Source organism: Microcystis sp. MC19, from assembly GCF_003019735.1.
Taxonomy (GTDB): Bacteria; Cyanobacteriota; Cyanobacteriia; order Cyanobacteriales; family Microcystaceae; genus Microcystis.
Genome location: NZ_CP020664.1, coordinates 3,913,079 through 3,930,636, shown reverse-complemented (window position 1 = coordinate 3,930,636; position 17,558 = coordinate 3,913,079). Strand labels below are relative to the sequence as shown.

The window sequence follows — 17,558 nt, the reverse complement described above, 5'->3', positions numbered from 1 at the left end:
CTTAAAAATTGATGATCAAGTTTACTGCCATTGAGCGTGAAGGCGTGGATGGAGTAAACGCTCGACCGGTTGACCGTTTTTTAAATGTTCCTCGACAATCTGACTGACATCCTCTGGTTTAACATGACAGTACCAGGTTTCCTCGGGAATAATCCTCACCGTCGGGCTAGTGCTACACTGTCCTTGACAACCACTGGTCATAACGATGACATCTTCTGGGAGAGCTGCCGTTTGCCATGCTAAAAGAAGCTCGGACGCACCCTGCACCAAACAGGAAGAATGCTGACAGACCATCACAAATCGCTTTTGGGGATAAGACATATTACCTAAAAAGTGGCCAAATTAGACAGTTCCCCGGGTATATTCCTGGGAGTGGCTTTGGGGAAGCATAGTTTTATTTTGCCCCGAATCCCCGATACTGGCAATAAGTAGTCGTGCAAAATTAATTTCCTAGTCGAGACAGGAGACAGGAGACGGGGGACTCCGGGACAGCTATCAGGGATCAGATTTGAATTTTTAGTTCACTGTTTACTCACAGCAAAAAGCTTTTGGCTGACGGGTGACGGCTTGGATGTGTAATTAATTTTGCTTAGGTACTTACAAAAAAGGGGGCTGAAAAATTAACCATCAATCCTTAAAATAGAGGTCGGAGAGAAATTTAGTCAATCAAGAGGGTAAAAGTGGCATTCGCTAGTCATTGGATCATGTTAGGTTTATTATTGGGTTTTGCTGTTGCCCATAGCGGATTAGCCAGTTTACGAATGGGGGGAGAAGCCATCATCGGTGCGCGACTGTATCGGGTATTATTTGCCCTTGTTAGTATCCCTCTAGCCGTAATTTTAGTAGTTTATTTCTTCAATCATCGTTATGATGGTTTGCTTCTCTGGCAAGTACAGGGAGTAACCGGAGTAAAAACCCTAGTTTGGATACTTTCGGCCATTTCTTTTTTCTTTCTCTATCCTGCCACCTTTAACCTGCTGGAGATCGCCGCTATCCAAAAACCCCAGGTTCATCTCTACGAAACCGGCATCCTGCGCGTTACCCGTCATCCCCAGATGGTAGGACAGGTGATCTGGTGTATTGCTCACACCCTCTGGTTAGGGACAAGCTTTACCCTATTAACTTCCCTGGGTTTAATTGCTCATCATCTTTTTGCCGTCTGGCATGGCGATCGCCGGTTAGAAGACCGTTACGGAGAGGCATTTTTAAAGATCAAAGAACGCACCTCAGTGGTCCCCTTTTTAGCGATTATCGATGGTCGGCAAAGCCTGAAATGGCAAGAATTCCTTCGTCCTGCCTATCTAGGAGTAACAGGGTTTATTTTACTCCTCTGGTGGGCGCATCCTTGGCTAATGCAAGCAACAAGTAAAATTTATTGGTGATTTTGCTCCCAACCCCTTTCCTGTTGATCCCGATTGGTGTAGAATGGTTTATATATCAAAATAAAGTTTTCATAAAATACGTTTAGACATGATACTATCTGTCAACGAAAAGAGCTTCCCTAAGCTAGTTTTAGAGTCTTCTCGTCCGGTTCTCGTGTATTTTTGGGCGCCTTGGTGTGGTTTATGTCGTTTAATCCAACCCACCCTCTTGTCTTGGCAAAATGACTGTCAAGATGCGATTCAATTAGTCGGTGTCAATGCCGATAATAATTTTAAATTAGCTAATAGTTTTCGTCTGCGTAGTCTGCCTACTTTAATTCTCTTCGATCGAGGTGTTCCGGTTCACCGTCTGGAGGAAATTCACAGTCGCGAGGAATTGCAACAAACCCTGCGACTAATAGTCAAAAATCAAATCCCGCGTTCAGCTTAAGGGAAAGATATCTTTTCTGATGGGTTCTGTGGTTAAAATGTATTCTAAGATACGGTAAGGCCGGTGGGTGAGTGGAACGAACCACTCCAGACACAGAGGACACAAAGATTGATCGCTCTTATAGTAAGTTAAACTTATCACACAAAGAATAAGAGAGCCTCTGATGGGACTGGCAGAGATAATATAATAGGACAAAAAGTAGATAATCCCAATTCCTAAAACTCCCATAGTTCCCCCAGTTCAAAAAATTAGGAGGCTTGAAAAAAATGCCGATTGGTGTGGCTGAATTTGTCGAAAATCAGGAAAATCGCTGTCCTGTGGTACTACTACTAGATACCTCTGGTTCAATGCAGGGAGAACCGATTAAGGCTCTCAATGATGGTATCAAAACCTTTCAGAAGGACGTGATGCGGGATATCCAAGCGACGTTGAGCGTAGAAACCGCCATTGTTACCTTTGGTAAGGGAGGGGTTAAAACCGTGCAAGATTTTGTCGGGATTGACCAATTTACGCCACCTACTTTAAGCGCAGGAGACTTAACCCCCATGGGACAAGCGATTGAATTGGCCTTAGATTTAATCGAAGATCGTAAAGCGATTTATAGAAATAATGGTATCCAATATTATCGCCCTTGGATATTTTTAATTACTGATGGTGCGCCTACGGATCAATGGAGTCTGGCGGCGCAACGGGTAAAACAAGCCGAAGCCGAAAATCGAGTTTTATTTTTTTCTGTAGGTGTTCAGGGTGCTGATATGGAGACGCTTAAACAGATTTCTAATAATCCCCCCGTGTTACTCAATGGTTTAGATTTTCGGGAATTATTTCAGTGGTTAAGTAACTCAATGAAACGAGTTTCTGGTGGTAAAATTGGAGCGGCGATCGCTTTACCACCAGTGAATTGGGGACAAATCACCACCTAGAGGACAGTTAATTATGTGGAGAACATTATGTCAGTCGGTGGTCGGTAGTTTTCACGTCCAAACGGGATTACCCTGTCAAGATTATGGTGATTATAAATTATTGGGTCAGGATGTTTTGATTGGAGCCGTAGCCGATGGGGCCGGTAGTGCCAAACATTCGGATTTAGGGGCGAAAATAACAGTTAAAGCAGCGCTGCAATTTTTAGAGGATAAGCTCAAAAAAACAGCATTAGCTGCCACTGGAACTGAAGCCGAATTAGAGGAAATATTCCGGCAACTGTTGGCTTATGTTCAGCAAATTCTCCAAGAAGAAGCCGAAAAAGAACAGTTAGATATTAATGATCTGGCGACAACTTTACTGGTTGTTTTGGTTACTTCAAAACGATTAGCGGCGATGCAGATAGGAGACGGTTTTATTGTGTTCAAACCTCTGGGAGGAAATTATCAGTTATTGTTTCAGCCTGACAAGGGGGAATACATCAATGAAACCACTTTTGTTACTTCTAGTAATGCTTTGGAGGATATGCAAATAAAAATTTTAACCGAGCCAGTTGCCTTTATTTGTGTGGCGACGGATGGAGTGGAAAAGGTATCGATCAATTATAAAAATTGGCAGCCTTTTCCGCCTTTTTTTCAGCCATTAGAGGAATATTTACAACAGACAGAAACGCCATTGCAAGAAGACCTCAAAGAATTTTTAGAGCGGGAGGATTTAAATAAGTTAACAACCGATGATAAAACCTTACTCCTAGCTTTTTGTTTAAGAAACTGAGGGGTTTAAGAAACCGGGTTTGTTTGACAAACCCAGTTTCTGGATCATAGCGTTCCCAGGTAAAACAATCGTGAGCAGAAAATCTATCAAAAGTAATCTGTAGGTTGGGTTGAGGAACGAAACCCAACTCAATTATTAAAAAGTGTTGGGTTTCACTATCGTTCAACCCAACCTACGATGGGACTAAGGCTGAGGGGTTTAAGAAACCGGGTTTCTGGATCATAGCGTTCCTAGGTAAAACAATCGTGAGCAAAAAATCTATCAAAAGTAATCTGTAGGTTGGGTTGAGGAACGAAACCCAACTCAATTATTAAAAAGTGTTGGGTTTCACTATCGTTCAACCCAACCTACGATGGGACTGAGGGGTTTAAGAAACCGGGTTTGTTTGACAAACCCAGTTTCTGGATCATAGCGTTCCCAGGTAAAACAATCGTGAGCAAAAAATCTATCAAAAGTAATCTGTAGGTTGGGTTGAGGAACGAAACCCAACTCAATTATTAAAAAGTGTTGGGTTTCACTATCGTTCAACCCAACCTACGATGGGACTAAGGCTGAGGGGTTTAAGAAACCGGGTTTCTGGATCATAGCGTTCCTAGGTAAAACAATCGTGAGCAAAAAATCTATCAAAAGCGACTTGAAGAGAATTGATGCGATGACGGATGAGAATATCGATTATTCTGATATTCCGCCGTTAGGTGATGAATTCCTTACCCAAGAAACAGTATCTTTTTCGCCATCAAAGCAGCAATTAACCATCCAACTAGATCAAGATATCTTAGAATGGTTAAAAGCTCAAGGGAAAGGATATGAGACACAAATTAACTACATTTTGCGGGAAGTGATGGAACAGCAGCAGCAGTAAAAAACAATGAACCTGATTTGATTACATCTACCTCAAACAATCGTGAGCAAAAAATCTATCAAAAGTAATCTGTAGGTTGGGTTGAGGAACGAAACCCAACTCAATTATTAAAAAATGTTGGGTTTCACTATCGTTCAACCCAACCTAGGATAAGATCATTGACTATCATTGCTATCATTTAAATGGTTGAGAATACAATACCACTCTCAAACGGATGTCGTCTATGGCAGATTTAATCGTCCGCAATATCGATCAAGCCATCGTCAAAGCTCTCAAAAAGCGAGCCAGCCAACACGGGATCAGTGCCGAAGCCGAACACCGCCAAATCTTAGAAAAAGCCTTGCTGCAACCGCAACGAAAATCCCTAGCAGAGGTGCTACGCCAGATTCCCAACGTTGGCAACGATTCAGACTTTGATCGCGTTCAAGATGACACAGCTAAACCAGTATTTGATTGATACTAATATTATTAGCGAATTGCGTAAAAAAAGCACAGCCAACCCCGGTGTCCTGCAATTTTTCCAGCAAGCTGTCGAGCAATCCGCGCCGCTTTATCTTAGCGTTATCACTATTGGCGAACTGCGGCGAGGAGTTGACCTGATTCGACATCGTGGCGACCAACACCAAGCCGAACTGTTAGAAACCTGGTTGCAGACTGTTTTGGAAGACTACACCGACCATATTCTAGATTTCACAGCACTTGAAGCCCAAGTTTGGGGCAAATTGCGCGTTCCCAATCCTCATAATGCTCTAGATAAAATGATCGCCGCTACTGCACTCACCTACGGCTTAATCCTAGTCACCCGTAATGTGAGTGACTTCGCTGGCACAGGAGTTCCTATAATCAATCCTTTTGAATCAGTGGTCAGTTCCTGACTACCAACTCTAGTTCCCATGAACAACAAGGTATTGATATAAATATTATTTTTCACAGGCTACTTATATAAATTTTTCTGAACAGCACAAATACTCGGAGATTTTTTGATGTCTTTAACTTATCGCTGTCAACTACAGAATCGCTGGATTACACTGACGCAAGAACTGGCGAACAGTGGCGAGGCGAAAGTATGGCACACTAACTTTAATGGGTACTTAGCGAAAATCTACCACAATCCCCATAATGAAAGGGTTGATAAATTACAGTTAATGGTGAGAAATCGTCCTGGGGATCCTAATGCTCATCTTAACCATATTTCCTTCGCTTGGCCCTATTCTATCTTGGAAGATAACCAGGGAAAAGTCGTTGGTTTTTTAATGCCAGAAGTGGTGGGTTCAGAAACGTTATTAAAGCTTTGTACGCCCATAATGAGAAGAAAATACAAGTTAGAAACTAATTGGTATTTTCTTCATGTAGTAGCGCGGAATATAGCCGCTATTATCCAAGCAATTCACCTTAAAGGTTATGTTTTGGGAGATATCAAGCTAGAAAATATCTTAGTGAATAATCGGGCGTTGCCTACAATTATTGATACAGATTCATTTCAAGTACCAGATCCCTATAGCGGTAAAATATATCGGTGTTTAGTTGGCTCAGAAGGATTTACACCGGCGGAATTAATCGGAGTGAATCTAGCAGATGTAGATCAAACAGAAGTGCATGATCGCTTTCGATTAGGAGTTGTTATTTATTATCTACTATTTGGCGGGCCGCCGTTTCGGGGATTGTGGCAAGGAGGAGGGGATTCCCTGGAACAGTCGGAACTAATTCGACGGGGACTCTGGCCTTTTTCTGGGGATAAATTGCTTGTACCTAGTAATACGACAATCCCATTAAATATTTTACATCCCGACTTACACGCCTTATTTTTGCGCTGTTTCAATGAGGGACATAAATTCCCCGACAGACGACCGACGGCTGAGGAATGGCGCGGTACTTTGGAAGCTGCACTAAAAGAGGTTATACGCTGTGGCAAAATTGATAATCATTACTACAACCGCAGTTACGGAAAGTGTTATTGGTGTGAGCGATTTAGTGATTTAAATTTTGATATTTTTCCGGGTAAAAGTATCGCTACTGTGACATCTACACCCCTACCTAAAGTAGCGCCACCACCGCCCTCTTCGCCACCACCTCCCCCAGCAAAGCTAACTATATTTACCGAAAACCTACCCAAGGGAATAACACTGGAGATGGTGAGCTTACCAGCAGGTCAATTTCTCATGGGCTCTCCTGACAGCGATCCCGATGCTTACCAGAACGAAAAGCCTCCACACCAAGTTCAAGTAAACAGTTTTGCGATTGGGAAATATCCAGTGACTCAGGCACAATATGAAGCAGTAATGGGAAAAAATCCCTCTCGGTTTAAAAATTGGTTTAAAAATAATCCGCAAAATCCGGTAGAAGATGTTAGTTGGAATGACGCTCAAGCCTTTTGTCAGAAATTGAGTCAAATAACTGGGAAAACCTATCGCCTACCGACGGAAGCGGAATGGGAATATGCTTGTCGTGGGGGGACTACTACTCGCTTTTATTTCGGTGATGATGCCAATCAGTTAGAAGATTACGCTTGGTATGACGGAAATTCTCAGCAGACAACTCATCCTGTGGGCAAGAAAAAGCCCAATGCTTGGGGACTCCATGACATGAGTGGCAATGTTTGGGAGTGGTGCGAAGACGATTGGCACGATAACTATATCGGAGCGCCAAAGGATGGCAGTGCTTGGCTGACAAATGATAATGATTATCAAATAGTGCGGGGCGGTTCTTGGTCCTTCAATCCAGTTAGCTGCCGTTCTGCTTTCCGCAACCGCAGCGACCGCCGCGTCGACGACCTCAACCTCGGCAACGTCGGTTTTCGGGTGGTGTGCGTCCCCACTGTGACATCTACACCGTTACCTATTGCTACTGTGACATCTACACCGTCATCTAAAGTAGCGCCACCACCGCCCTCTTCGCCACCACCTCCCCCAGCAAAGCTAACTCTATTTACCGAAAACCTACCCAAGGGAATAACACTGGAAATGGTAGGCTTACCAGCAGGTCAATTTCTCATGGGATCTCCTGACAGCGATCGCGATGCTAAAAGTCATGAAAAGCCTCAACACCAAGTTAAAGTCAACAGTTTTGCGATTGGGAAATATCCAGTGACTCAGGCACAATATCAAGCGGTAATGGGAACCAATCCCTCTCGGTTTAAAAATTGGTTTAAAAATAATCCCCAAAATCCGGTAGAAAAGGTTAGTTGGAATGACGCTCAAGCCTTTTGTCGGAAATTGAGTCAGATAACAGGGAAAACCTATCGTCTCCCCACAGAAGCGGAATGGGAATATGCTTGTCGTGCGGGGACTACTACTCGCTTTTATTTCGGTGATGATGCTAATCAGTTAGGAGATTACGCTTGGTATTACGGAAATTCTCGGGGGACAACTCATCCTGTGGGCCAGAAAAAGCCCAATGCTTGGGGACTCTATGACATGAGTGGCAATGTTTGGGAGTGGTGCGAAGACGATTGGCACGATAACTATATCGGAGCGCCAAAGGATGGCAGTGCTTGGCTGACAAATGATAATGATTATCAAATAGTGCGGGGCGGTTCTTGGTACGACGATCCTTATGGCTGCCGTTCTGCTTACCGCGGCGTCAACGCCCGCCGCGACGACTTCAACGACTACGACGGTTTTCGGGTGGTGTGCGGTGCTGGGAGGACTCTGTAACCCTTATTTTCTTTTTACCCTTTTTACCCTTTTTTACTTTTTTCAATTTTTCTCTTTTTCCCGCCTAGCGGCGGGTCGATTTTTTTGAAAAAATTGAGGTAGTGTTAAATTTTGTTAAGGACAATAAAAAATGAAACAGTTATCGGTTGTTAAAAAGCCGTGGGTTGGGTTGAGGAACGAAACCCAACCCAATGATTTAAAAATGTTGGGTTTCACTATCGTTTGGCCTAACCTACGATCAGACTACGGACGAAAAAGTGAGCGCCGATCTCCTAGGGTGTGTTAATGTGGGTGTAGCCTACCAGCCGACTTTACATGGCGGGTTACTGTAACCTTAACGATCTCAAGTGTTTTGTCAAGGATAATTTGGGGGATTTTGCTCACCAATGAAACAAGCTATTACAGCGAAGGTTGTTAAAATAACCACCAACAAGGCCGAAAAAATCTTGTTAAATTCTGGTTTTAACAAAAAACAAGCTCAAGTTATCTTAAGCAAAGTTACTAATTTTTGTCAACATTGGAAAATTCTTGAAATGTCTTTATTTGGTTCAGTATTAAGGGAAGACTTTCGAGTTGATAGTGATATTGATGTTCTTTATAGGTTTGCTCCCAATCATGGCTGGGATTTGTTTGATATTGTTCAGATGAAAGAAGAATTAGAGGAGATATTCGGACGCAAAGTTGACTTGGTTAATCAAGAGGGACTGAAAAACCCCTATCGTCGTTACGAAATTTTAAAAACTCATCAGCTAATTTATCGTCATGAACAGTCGTGAGGCTGGATATCTTTGGGATATGGTCGAAGCTATTACTAATATCCAAGAATTTATTCAAAGATGTTTCTTTGGAAGAATATTCCAAGAGTCTTTTGTTACAAAGTGCTGTGGAAAGACAATTAGAAATTTTAGGAGAAGCAGCCCGTAGAATTCCTGAGACTTTTCAACAAAAACACACCAAAATTGATTGGAGGGGAATTATTGGACTCAGAAATATTATTAGCCATCAGTACGATCAGGTTCAACCAGAAATTGTCTGGAATATTATTACAGTAAGACTTTCTCCTTTGCTAGAACAATTGCAGTCTCTATTGCCACCATTGCCCCAATGATAATAATTTAAAAAATTAAGTTAATGGCAGATTATGACTGCTATCCTCTCTGGGGAATCGATCAAATAGGTGAGATAGATTTCTCGGAATTACCCTTTAGCAGTGAACAGTAAACAATTATCACTTAGAATGAATTGTAAAGGTTACGAAGCAGTAGTTTTTTTTGATGACGAGGCGGGTATCTTTTACGGTGAGGTGGCCAACGTCCGAGATGTTATCACTTTTCAGGGAGAGAGTGTAGCGGAATTGCAGCAGGCTTTTGCTGATTCAGTGGAAGATTACCTAGCTTTTTGTGCCGAGCGTGGGGAAAAGCCAGAAAAACCTTTTTCTGATAGTTTTCTGTCACAGCCACACCCGAAATTACACCAACAAATTTAGCAATAAGTAGGCTGGTTTGAGGAACGAAACCCAACCCAATTATTTAAAAATGTTGGGTTTCTCTATCGTTCAACCCCACCCACGATCAGACTACGGACTTAAAACAATAGACTTGTTGCGTAATAGTGGGATAATAGGGAAGAAACAATGATTGGATATCCCTATTCTAAGCGCAGGATTTCTCCACCTCTGGCTAGAGATAATTCTGCTGCCTGGAGAATTTTGACTAATTCCGTCCCTACCGATCCCGAAGATACAGGAGAATCGACACCCGTAGCCACTGACTCTAAAAAATGTTCGCATAATGCTTTTAGGGGTTCACCATCGGCAATAGGGATAGATTCCGTCTCCTGTCCCCGGGGAATAAAATAGGCTTCCTGACGCTCAAAATGGCCTTTTTGTCGGGTTAAAGGCGATCGAGAGTCTAATTCATTAAAAATTAAAGTCCCTTCGCTGCCAACTATTCCTAAGCGTCGCTGTTTATCGGGATTCAACCAACAAAGGTGAATAGTCGCTTGAAAACCATCGCCATAGATCAGGGTTAACCAGACCAAATCAGCTAGATTAGGTTGTAGCCAAACCGTTCCTCGCGCCTGCACAAATACTGGTGTACTATTTAACCAATGATTAAAAATCGAGATATCGTGAATAGCTAAATCCCACAAAGCGGACACATCCTGACGGACCGGCCCCAGGTGGGTACGAGTGGCATAACCATAAAGAGGTTTACCGATACCCCCGGATTGCAGGACTTTTTGTCCAGTGATAACGGCGGGATGAAAAAGATAGGTATGATCAACTAATAAAATACGCTGTTTTTTAGCCGCTAATGCTGTTAATTCGGCACATTCTTGGGGATTGAGGGTTAAGGGTTTTTCGGCGAGGACGTGATAACCTAAATTAAGAGCATCTTTAATCAGGGGATAATGGCTGATGGCGGGAGTAACGACGACTACAGCCGAGATTTCGGGGTGATTGCGAATAGATTCCCAGTCATTGGCTAAAATAACTTTATTAGTATCGAGATTAAATTGATCGCGACAGAGACGGAGTTTTTCAGGGGAGGGATCAACGATCGCCACTACTTGTGCTGAGGGATGTTGAGAAAAATGACGGACGAAATGGACTCCCCAACGTCCTACCCCTAAGATAGCGATTCCTGTGGACATTTTGCTTACTCAGATAAATCAATCTAGTTTATCTTAAAAGAATTAGGCGCAATTGTTCATTGATTCTGAGAACTGGAAGGGATTATGTTAAAATTTTTTATCGATCGAGGGGGAACTTTTACCGATATCGTGGCGATAATCGATCGACCAGAAATTATGGAAAGACTAGCTAGAGATGCCGCTAGATTTCTGATTGTTCCCATTGCCGATCAACAGTGGATTGTTCTCTATAAACTGCTCTCGGAAAATCCCGAAAAATACCCAGATGCAGTCATTCAAGGGATCAAAGATATTAGCGGTTCCCTAGATAACATCGAAGTGATCAAAATGGGAACAACGGTAGCCACCAATGCGCTGTTAGAAAGAAAAGGAGAGCGCACGGTTTTGTTAATCACCAAAGGTTTTAAAGATGCCTTGAGAATTGGCTATCAAAATCGCCCCGATATTTTTGCCCGTCAAATTATTCTTCCTTCTTTATTATACGAACAAGTTATCGAAGTGGCCGAACGCTACGATAGTCAAGGACAAGAATTAATCGCCGTTAATCCCGCCCAAGTTAAAGCCGATTTAATACCAGTTTATCAAGCGGGTATCCGCAGTTGTGCGATTGTTTTTATGCACAGCTATCGTTATCCCAACCACGAAAAACAAGTGGCAGCTATTGCCGAAGAAATCGGCTTTACTCATCTAGCCATTTCCCATCAAGTCAGTCCTTTAATGAAACTGGTATCCCGGGGAGATACCACAGTAGTTTCTGCCTATCTATCACCAATTTTACGCCGCTATGTTGATAGTATTAGCCAGCAATTACCGAAAACTAGCTTGTTATTTATGAAATCCGATGGCGGTTTAGTCACTGCCGATAAATTTCAGGGTAAAGATAGCATTTTATCCGGTCCTGCGGGGGGAATAGTTGGGGCAGTACAAACCAGTTTAAGGGCAGGATTTAGCAAAATTATCAGTTTTGATATGGGAGGAACTAGCACCGATGTTTCTCATTTTCAAGGGGAATACGAGCGCCAAACAGATAACGAAATTGCTGGCGTAAGAATGCGAGCGCCGATGTTAAGTATTCACACCGTGGCCGCTGGTGGGGGTTCAATTTTAGTCTATGATGGTTATCGTTTTCGGGTTGGGCCAGAAAGTGCCGGAGCTAATCCGGGACCTGCCTGTTATCGACGGGGTGGACCCTTAACAATTACCGATGCTAATGTTTTGTTAGGAAAAATTCAAGCCGCCTATTTTCCCGCTATTTTTGGACAGGAGGAAAATTTAACCCTAGATAGAGAGATTGTGCTGACCAAGTTTCAAGAATTGGCGGCAACAATGGGGGGTAATAATAGTCCTGAAATGTTGGCTGCAGGGTTTATTCAAATTGCCGTGGAAAATATGGCTAATGCGATTAAAAAAATCTCTCTACAAAAGGGTTATGATCTCAGTGATTATACTCTTTGTACCTTTGGCGGTGCCGGGGGTCAAGTGGCCTGTTTAATTGCCGATACTCTGGGAATGAAAAGTATTTTTCTTCATCCCTACGCTGGGGTTTTAAGCGCCTACGGCATGGGTTTGGCTGATTTGAGGGTAATTAAAGAAAAAGCGATCGAACAGCCGTTAAATGCCGATTTAATCGGGCAGTTACTCACGGAAATGAAGGAATTAGAAGTTTTAGCGGGTCGGGAATTAGAGGTTTATAATCAGGTGCGGCAGCAAGTCAGTTTAAAATATCAAGGCAGTGATGCTACTTTAGCGGTTAATTTTAGCGATCAAATGCGTCAGGATTTTGAACGGGAACATCAAAGACGTTATGGGTTTAAACAAGAACAAAAAGCTTTAATTGTTGAGTCGATTGCCGTGGAATTGATCCAGACTATGGACAGTCCCCAAGAAGCAATTTTAACTCGCACCCGTCCGATGGGAGAATTACCTACTATGCTCGATCGAGTAGCAGTTTTTATGGCTAATCAATGGCGGGAAACGCCAATTTATCAGCGTTCAGATCTGCAACCTTTTGATTGTCTAGCAGGACCGGCAATTATTATCGAAAAAATTAGCACGATTGTGATTGAACCGGGTTGGATGGCCAAATTAACGGAGAAAAATCATTTAATTCTCTGCAAAGATTAATCCTAAATCCTGGTTTTTTAAACGTTGGTGTCATTAATTTTGTCAAGACTTAATCAGTCTTAACTAAAAAGATTGACCATTTTGATATTAACGATAGAAAGGTATCAATATCTGGAGAAGTTTTTGCAATCTTCTCAGAGCAATTAATTGTCGAATTTTGGGATTAATTTGGGGGGGATAAATGCTGGTGGCTAATTGTTCTTCTAGTAAAGCATATTCGGCCGCAGTTAGGGGTTGATTATCAAGGGGCGAGCGAGCCGAAGTGATAATTTCTGCTCGTAAAACTTCTTCGGGAATATCTTCAGGAGCGGGCAAAGCGAGGGCTTTTAGGGGTGATAATAAACCCATCAAGATGAGGATGATAATTTTTGTCGTTCGCTGCATTTAATTTAAACCGGGGGGCAATTTTTCTCGACACTGTTGATGAATTTCCCCGATTCTAACAAACAACCAGGGATATTTTTGACGATAACTGGGAATTAGCGCCAGAGGACTGAATAGGGCAGTGGCGGCAATATCGGCTACACTTAATTTATCTGCCACTAAATAGGGCTGATTTTGCCAGTATTCTAGAATCTTTAGGGCATTTTCTAGTCGTTCCTCCGCTAATTTTACCCTGGCTGGGTTGATTTTATATTGTTGTCGCACGATATTAATAATTATTTGACTACTCAGGGAAGGATCGATCGCTTTTCCCTCTCCAGCGCGATAATCATAATAGACAAATCTAGTGGCTACTCCAATACTTTCATCTAACCAATCCTCTAGTAACCAAGCTTGATTTTGCTCCTTTTCTCCAGCGGGAATAAAAGAGGGGAAAGGAACTACTTTTTCTAAATATCTGAAAATGGCAGTAGAATCGGCAATAATCTCATCCGCTGCCATTAAAACCGGGACAGTGGTTAACCCTTTGGTTAGGGGACTGAGTTTGAGAATATGTAGTCCGGGGGTGAGATTTTCTACTTGGTAATCAATCCCCTTATAACCTAGGGCTAAACGAGCTTTGCGACAGTAATGAGAGGTGCTAAATTGAAGTAAAAGCATTAAGTGTTGTTGGTTGCTATAGTAGTTATCAGTTATCAGTCATCATTTATCAGTTACCAGTTATCAGATGTGAGTTTTAAGTGAGCAGTATGTATTACGCGAGCAGTATTATTACTAATGTGTTTTCACTGTTTACTGTTTACTGTTTACTGATTACTGAATTGGCAATAGGTCTATACTATGGGCAAACCCCCCCTTTTTTCGGCCGTTTCTCGTCTTTGTGCGACTAATTCCCCAGCAAAAGATCCCTGGTTAGCTGTCAATCTCTCGATGTTCTTCCCCGGTTTGGGACAATGGTATGCCAACAAAAACCAAAAAGCCACCATTTGGGCGATCGCTCAAGTAATATTAATAATTGTGACAATTTGGGCAATTTTTAGCCCCAATGGCCCTGTAAGCTGGGGATTAGGGGGAATAGTTGCGCTGGTTATCGTTTACATCAGCAGTATTTTTGATGCTCACTGGACTGTTTATTATTCCAGACAGAATAACAGCTTAGAGAAAATTCCCCGGAAACAAAAAAACCCCTGGTTTGCCGTCTTCGCTAACCGGATTATACCGGGGTTAGGGCAATTGTACGCCGATAAGGTGAGCTTAGGGATAATTTTTCTGACCATATCCCTAATTACCCTGAGAATGGATGATTTTTTTGCCAATATCCTCTTTCTTACCCCTTTAATTACAGCGAGTGCTATTTATCATGTTTACCACACTTTCCCCCATCAATTTCATCCCCATCGTCACACCTATCGTTCCATTTTGGCGCTGATGGTGGCAGTGATTTTTACTTGGGGAATTATCTGTAATTATTTTCCCGATTGGTTACATCAAAAAATAGAATTTTTCGAGATTCCGAGCGAATCCATGCTACCTACCCTCGCAGTCGGTGATCGCATTTTCGTCAGTCAATCCAGTACTTATCAAGCGAAAAGAGGCGATATAATTGTTTTTAGAACTCCCGAAAAACTTAAGCAACTAGAGCCTATTTCTGGAGATTTTTTTATCAAACGAGTCATCGCCGTTGCTGGGGATACCCTAGAAATCCGCAGGGGTAAAGTTTATCTCAACCGGCAAGTTATCGAGGAACCCTACATCGCCGAGTTAACCAATTATGAAATAGAATTGATGACTGTACCCCCAAAAACCCTGTTTGTTTTGGGAGATAATCGTAACTATAGTTTTGATTCCCGTGATTGGGGTTTTTTGCCCGAAAGTCATGTCTTTGGTCAAGCATATAAAGTTTACTGGCCTCTCGATCGTGTCCGCTCTTTGCTATGATGGGGATGACTGGGGTAATTTTGATCCTAGCTCCTACAGTTAGATTAATCTAGGGATTGTTAGATAATTATAACATTCCCAACCTCTGGAAATGTTCCTGAAAAATTCCCACTGTTGCTAGATAATTAACTTCAATCTTTTCTTGATTAATATGCTCTTAAAATTCCCTCAAAAGCTGAAAATTCAGCGAATAATATTATTATTATTCTGCCTAGTAATAGGGATATTTTTCTGGTGGTTATCCTGGCAATCCCTGGGGATGAGCCAAATTCAACGTCCCGAAACAGTTGCTCAACAAATTTACCAAGCAATGCCAGATTTACCGAAAGAAAACAACTATACCCGTCGAGATACAGGAGTGATCGATCCGAATAATACTTTAATCAGTCGCTTTCTTCGTTATCATCAAGATACCAAAAAAAGATTTACTCTCATCCGTTTTGATTGGCAATTAACCCTAGGGGATTACCTAGGAGTGAACGAGAAAATCAGCGAAGAAAACTATCCCGGACAAGCAACCCTTACCGTTAATCCCATGGCTGCCGATATCAAAGCGATGAACAGCCTTAATCGTCGTCAACGGCAGCAGTTAGTCACCCTTCTAGTCGAAATTTATAACCCCGCTATTCTCCCCCAAGAAACCCCCACTCCTAACCCTTCTCCTAGTCCCTCTCCCCCTCGTCCCTCCTTATCAAAACCGGGAGATGCTGACCTATTAAAATTCTAGAAAATTATGGAAAAAATTCTCAAATATGGTTCGGGTTGGCGCCTGGGTTGGAATCCTAAGGCAGCCGTTTATAAAGGATTAATTGGTGGCGATGATTGGGCAATGGAATTAACCGAGGCTGAGTGGCAAGATTTGCGTCGGTTACTATCACAATTGACCGCAACTATGGCAGCCATGGCCACAGAATTAATGGATGAAGAAAGTATTGCTTGTGAAGCGGAAAGCGAGCTTTTATGGTTAGAAGCGGCAGGATTTCCCGATAATTATTCCCTGCGATTGATTCTCTATCAAGGTCGCGGTTGTGAGGGCAATTGGTCGGCCACTGCCCTGTCAGAGTTGCTCGCCGCTTGGGACAATTTGCTTTACAATTTTTAAGAAAGCGGTGGGCATAAGTTAATTTTTGTTTCCCACTCTTGACTTTTAGATTCCCCTGTGCTGCCATGATTGCCCATCCGAGGACGAAGACCGATAATCTCACCTACACCCCGCCCCCATTGCTGAAAAACGGTTTTGCCATGACTCTCTATGTGTCCCTAAAAGCGCGAGAAACCTGGCAAAATACGATCGCTATTCCCGAACCAGTCTATCAAGAAACCATTTTCACCGGGGCCAATGCCGTCCCCATCTACGGGATTGTTTCCATCCCCCCGCAAGCAAAAGGAACCATTATCGGCACCTACGGCATCACGGGAGACTTAGATAATCAATGGTTTTTAAGAATTTTAGGCAGAAAAGCCGTAGCGAGAAACTACGCGGTCGTCCTCTTCGATTGGCGGGCCCACGGTAAGACAGCCGAATTATCCCCGACTCTCACCTCCGATGGCATCTATGAAGGGCTAGATTTCCTTCATATTGCCGCCCAAGCTCAAAAAATGGGCTGTCCTGCCCCTTTTTGGTTCACGGGTTACTCTCTGGGGGGGCAATTGGCCCTCTGGGGAATTAAATCGGCAGATAATCGGGAAGATCTGGGGATCGATCCCACCCATATCGGCGGTGGTGCGGTAATTTGCCCTAATTTAGACTCTAATCGTTCTTTATCCTATCTCGTCCAGGATCCTTGGGGGAAACACTTGGAAAAAGCGATCGCCAGGGAACTACGCAAGTTAGCCAAACGCATCCATAAGGCTCATCCCGATCATATCGATCCCGAAGCAATTACTCGCGCCACCACGATTGCAGGATTCGATCGAGAATTAGTGATTAAAAAGCTAGGATTTGAGACAGTCTATGACTATTATGCCGCTAGTAGTCCCTTGCCCTTTCAACCCTATTTAACTAAACCCACTTTTATCCTCTACGCGGCCGATGATCCCCTCTTTTCCCCGGCAGTTATTCCCGATCTGCAAGCAGCGATCGCCGATAATCCCCACGTGGATCTACTCTTAACCCACCATGGCGGTCATGTGGGTTATATCAGCAGTTTATCCTGTCAGCGTCAGTGGGGCGATAGCGATCGCTGGTGGGCATGGAATCGGGTTTTAGACTGGTTTGACCAAAAAACGGGAAAATAATACTAAATCCGTTGAGTATAGGTTACATATCAGGATAGGCAAAAGGCAAAAGAGAGGAATAGATAATCAGTTTTTAATAACTGGATTTAGTATAGGGTTGGCTGAATAAATCTAAAAACCTTGTTGTATAAGACTTTTAGACTTTTTTCCCATCAAAAAGTGCCAGACATTGGGGTGATCGGGGGGAAATTTAGGCA

Annotated in this window: 20 protein-coding genes; 16 read left to right on the top strand and 4 right to left on the bottom strand. The window is 42.8% G+C overall.

Annotated features, from left to right (window positions below; genetic code table 11):
* Positions 1 to 21: 21 nt before the first annotated feature.
* Entirely contained in the window at positions 22 to 321 is a 300-nt protein-coding gene (locus B5D77_RS20030) for a ferredoxin (protein WP_008196778.1), read from the bottom strand.
* 359 nt (positions 322 to 680) lie between these two features.
* Here B5D77_RS20030 and B5D77_RS20025 point away from each other — a divergent pair, with 359 nt between their 5' ends.
* From B5D77_RS20025 to B5D77_RS19965, 11 genes are all read left to right on the top strand, one after another.
* Positions 681 to 1,382, top strand: a complete 702-nt coding sequence (locus tag B5D77_RS20025) for an NnrU family protein (protein ID WP_008196780.1) — start codon at positions 681 to 683, stop codon at positions 1,380 to 1,382.
* Between the two features lie 88 nt (positions 1,383 to 1,470).
* On the top strand, positions 1,471 to 1,812 hold the full coding sequence (locus B5D77_RS20020; protein ID WP_008196782.1) for a co-chaperone YbbN: 342 nt from the start codon (positions 1,471 to 1,473) through the stop codon (positions 1,810 to 1,812).
* 266 nt (positions 1,813 to 2,078) lie between these two features.
* The gene (locus B5D77_RS20010) at positions 2,079 to 2,735 is read left to right on the top strand and encodes a VWA domain-containing protein (RefSeq protein WP_106909513.1); all 657 of its coding nucleotides are present in this window, start codon (positions 2,079 to 2,081) and stop codon (positions 2,733 to 2,735) included.
* A 13-nt stretch (positions 2,736 to 2,748) separates the two neighbouring features.
* Positions 2,749 to 3,507, top strand: coding sequence for a PP2C family serine/threonine-protein phosphatase (locus B5D77_RS20005; RefSeq protein ID WP_106909512.1), 759 nt, complete (start codon positions 2,749 to 2,751; stop codon positions 3,505 to 3,507).
* 652 nt (positions 3,508 to 4,159) lie between these two features.
* Positions 4,160 to 4,369: a BrnA antitoxin family protein gene (locus B5D77_RS19995; RefSeq protein ID WP_106910032.1), complete on the top strand. Its 210-nt coding sequence runs from the start codon at positions 4,160 to 4,162 to the stop codon at positions 4,367 to 4,369.
* Between the two features lie 223 nt (positions 4,370 to 4,592).
* Entirely contained in the window at positions 4,593 to 4,826 is a 234-nt protein-coding gene (locus B5D77_RS19990) for a DNA-binding protein (protein WP_106909510.1), read from the top strand.
* Positions 4,798 to 5,244, top strand: a complete 447-nt coding sequence (locus B5D77_RS19985) for a type II toxin-antitoxin system VapC family toxin (protein WP_106909509.1) — start codon at positions 4,798 to 4,800, stop codon at positions 5,242 to 5,244. The genes B5D77_RS19990 and B5D77_RS19985 overlap by 29 nt, the downstream gene beginning before the upstream one ends.
* A gap of 108 nt (positions 5,245 to 5,352) precedes the next feature.
* On the top strand, positions 5,353 to 8,022 hold the full coding sequence (locus B5D77_RS19980) for an SUMF1/EgtB/PvdO family nonheme iron enzyme (RefSeq protein ID WP_106909508.1): 2,670 nt from the start codon (positions 5,353 to 5,355) through the stop codon (positions 8,020 to 8,022).
* Positions 8,023 to 8,408: 386 nt separating this feature from the next.
* Positions 8,409 to 8,798, top strand: a complete 390-nt coding sequence (locus B5D77_RS19975; RefSeq protein WP_106909507.1) for a nucleotidyltransferase family protein — start codon at positions 8,409 to 8,411, stop codon at positions 8,796 to 8,798.
* Positions 8,799 to 8,866: 68 nt separating this feature from the next.
* On the top strand, positions 8,867 to 9,130 hold the full coding sequence (locus B5D77_RS19970; protein WP_253257690.1) for a DUF86 domain-containing protein: 264 nt from the start codon (positions 8,867 to 8,869) through the stop codon (positions 9,128 to 9,130).
* Between the two features lie 129 nt (positions 9,131 to 9,259).
* Positions 9,260 to 9,508, top strand: a complete 249-nt coding sequence (locus B5D77_RS19965; protein ID WP_008196811.1) for a type II toxin-antitoxin system HicB family antitoxin — start codon at positions 9,260 to 9,262, stop codon at positions 9,506 to 9,508.
* A gap of 161 nt (positions 9,509 to 9,669) precedes the next feature.
* Here the strand turns inward: B5D77_RS19965 and B5D77_RS19960 are convergent, their stop codons facing one another.
* Positions 9,670 to 10,677 carry a Gfo/Idh/MocA family protein gene (locus B5D77_RS19960; RefSeq protein WP_008196813.1) on the bottom strand — a complete coding sequence of 336 codons (1,008 nt, stop codon included), beginning with the start codon at positions 10,675 to 10,677 and terminating at the stop codon, positions 9,670 to 9,672.
* Between the two features lie 84 nt (positions 10,678 to 10,761).
* Between B5D77_RS19960 and B5D77_RS19955 the strand changes: the two genes are divergently transcribed.
* The gene (locus tag B5D77_RS19955) at positions 10,762 to 12,801 is read left to right on the top strand and encodes a hydantoinase/oxoprolinase family protein (protein ID WP_106909506.1); all 2,040 of its coding nucleotides are present in this window, start codon (positions 10,762 to 10,764) and stop codon (positions 12,799 to 12,801) included.
* 87 nt (positions 12,802 to 12,888) lie between these two features.
* Here the strand turns inward: B5D77_RS19955 and B5D77_RS19950 are convergent, their stop codons facing one another.
* Together B5D77_RS19950 and B5D77_RS19945 are read right to left on the bottom strand one after the other, a co-directional pair.
* Entirely contained in the window at positions 12,889 to 13,185 is a 297-nt protein-coding gene (locus tag B5D77_RS19950; protein ID WP_008196816.1) for a hypothetical protein, read from the bottom strand.
* Positions 13,186 to 13,845, bottom strand: coding sequence for a glutathione S-transferase family protein (locus B5D77_RS19945; RefSeq protein WP_106909505.1), 660 nt, complete (start codon positions 13,843 to 13,845; stop codon positions 13,186 to 13,188).
* Between the two features lie 180 nt (positions 13,846 to 14,025).
* On the opposite strand from B5D77_RS19945, the gene lepB reads away from it, so the two are divergent.
* The 4 genes from lepB to B5D77_RS19925 all read left to right on the top strand — a co-directional run bounded on the left by lepB (position 14,026) and on the right by B5D77_RS19925 (position 17,361).
* Complete coding sequence (gene lepB, locus B5D77_RS19940) at positions 14,026 to 15,123, top strand: signal peptidase I (protein ID WP_106909504.1); 1,098 nt, start codon at positions 14,026 to 14,028, stop codon at positions 15,121 to 15,123.
* Positions 15,124 to 15,274: 151 nt separating this feature from the next.
* A complete protein-coding gene (locus B5D77_RS19935) occupies positions 15,275 to 15,850 on the top strand; it encodes a hypothetical protein (protein WP_106909503.1) in 576 nt (191 codons plus the stop codon).
* 6 nt (positions 15,851 to 15,856) lie between these two features.
* Entirely contained in the window at positions 15,857 to 16,225 is a 369-nt protein-coding gene (locus B5D77_RS19930) for a DUF1818 family protein (RefSeq protein WP_106909502.1), read from the top strand.
* Positions 16,226 to 16,290: 65 nt separating this feature from the next.
* Positions 16,291 to 17,361, top strand: a complete 1,071-nt coding sequence (locus B5D77_RS19925; protein ID WP_008196832.1) for a YheT family hydrolase — start codon at positions 16,291 to 16,293, stop codon at positions 17,359 to 17,361.
* Positions 17,362 to 17,558 lie beyond the last annotated feature (197 nt).

Coding starts and splice junctions, on each gene's coding strand:
- B5D77_RS20030 (WP_008196778.1), bottom strand. CDS start 321: ATGTCTTATCCCCAAAAGCGATTTGTGATGGTCTGTCAGCATTCTTCC.
- B5D77_RS20020 (WP_008196782.1), top strand. CDS start 1,471: ATGATACTATCTGTCAACGAAAAGAGCTTCCCTAAGCTAGTTTTAGAG.
- B5D77_RS20010 (WP_106909513.1), top strand. CDS start 2,079: ATGCCGATTGGTGTGGCTGAATTTGTCGAAAATCAGGAAAATCGCTGT.
- B5D77_RS20005 (WP_106909512.1), top strand. CDS start 2,749: ATGTGGAGAACATTATGTCAGTCGGTGGTCGGTAGTTTTCACGTCCAA.
- B5D77_RS19995 (WP_106910032.1), top strand. CDS start 4,160: ATGACGGATGAGAATATCGATTATTCTGATATTCCGCCGTTAGGTGAT.
- B5D77_RS19990 (WP_106909510.1), top strand. CDS start 4,593: ATGGCAGATTTAATCGTCCGCAATATCGATCAAGCCATCGTCAAAGCT.
- B5D77_RS19985 (WP_106909509.1), top strand. CDS start 4,798: ATGACACAGCTAAACCAGTATTTGATTGATACTAATATTATTAGCGAA.
- B5D77_RS19980 (WP_106909508.1), top strand. CDS start 5,353: ATGTCTTTAACTTATCGCTGTCAACTACAGAATCGCTGGATTACACTG.
- B5D77_RS19975 (WP_106909507.1), top strand. CDS start 8,409: ATGAAACAAGCTATTACAGCGAAGGTTGTTAAAATAACCACCAACAAG.
- B5D77_RS19965 (WP_008196811.1), top strand. CDS start 9,260: ATGAATTGTAAAGGTTACGAAGCAGTAGTTTTTTTTGATGACGAGGCG.
- B5D77_RS19960 (WP_008196813.1), bottom strand. CDS start 10,677: ATGTCCACAGGAATCGCTATCTTAGGGGTAGGACGTTGGGGAGTCCAT.
- B5D77_RS19955 (WP_106909506.1), top strand. CDS start 10,762: ATGTTAAAATTTTTTATCGATCGAGGGGGAACTTTTACCGATATCGTG.
- B5D77_RS19950 (WP_008196816.1), bottom strand. CDS start 13,185: ATGCAGCGAACGACAAAAATTATCATCCTCATCTTGATGGGTTTATTA.
- B5D77_RS19945 (WP_106909505.1), bottom strand. CDS start 13,845: ATGCTTTTACTTCAATTTAGCACCTCTCATTACTGTCGCAAAGCTCGT.
- lepB (WP_106909504.1), top strand. CDS start 14,026: ATGGGCAAACCCCCCCTTTTTTCGGCCGTTTCTCGTCTTTGTGCGACT.
- B5D77_RS19935 (WP_106909503.1), top strand. CDS start 15,275: ATGCTCTTAAAATTCCCTCAAAAGCTGAAAATTCAGCGAATAATATTA.
- B5D77_RS19930 (WP_106909502.1), top strand. CDS start 15,857: ATGGAAAAAATTCTCAAATATGGTTCGGGTTGGCGCCTGGGTTGGAAT.
- B5D77_RS19925 (WP_008196832.1), top strand. CDS start 16,291: ATGATTGCCCATCCGAGGACGAAGACCGATAATCTCACCTACACCCCG.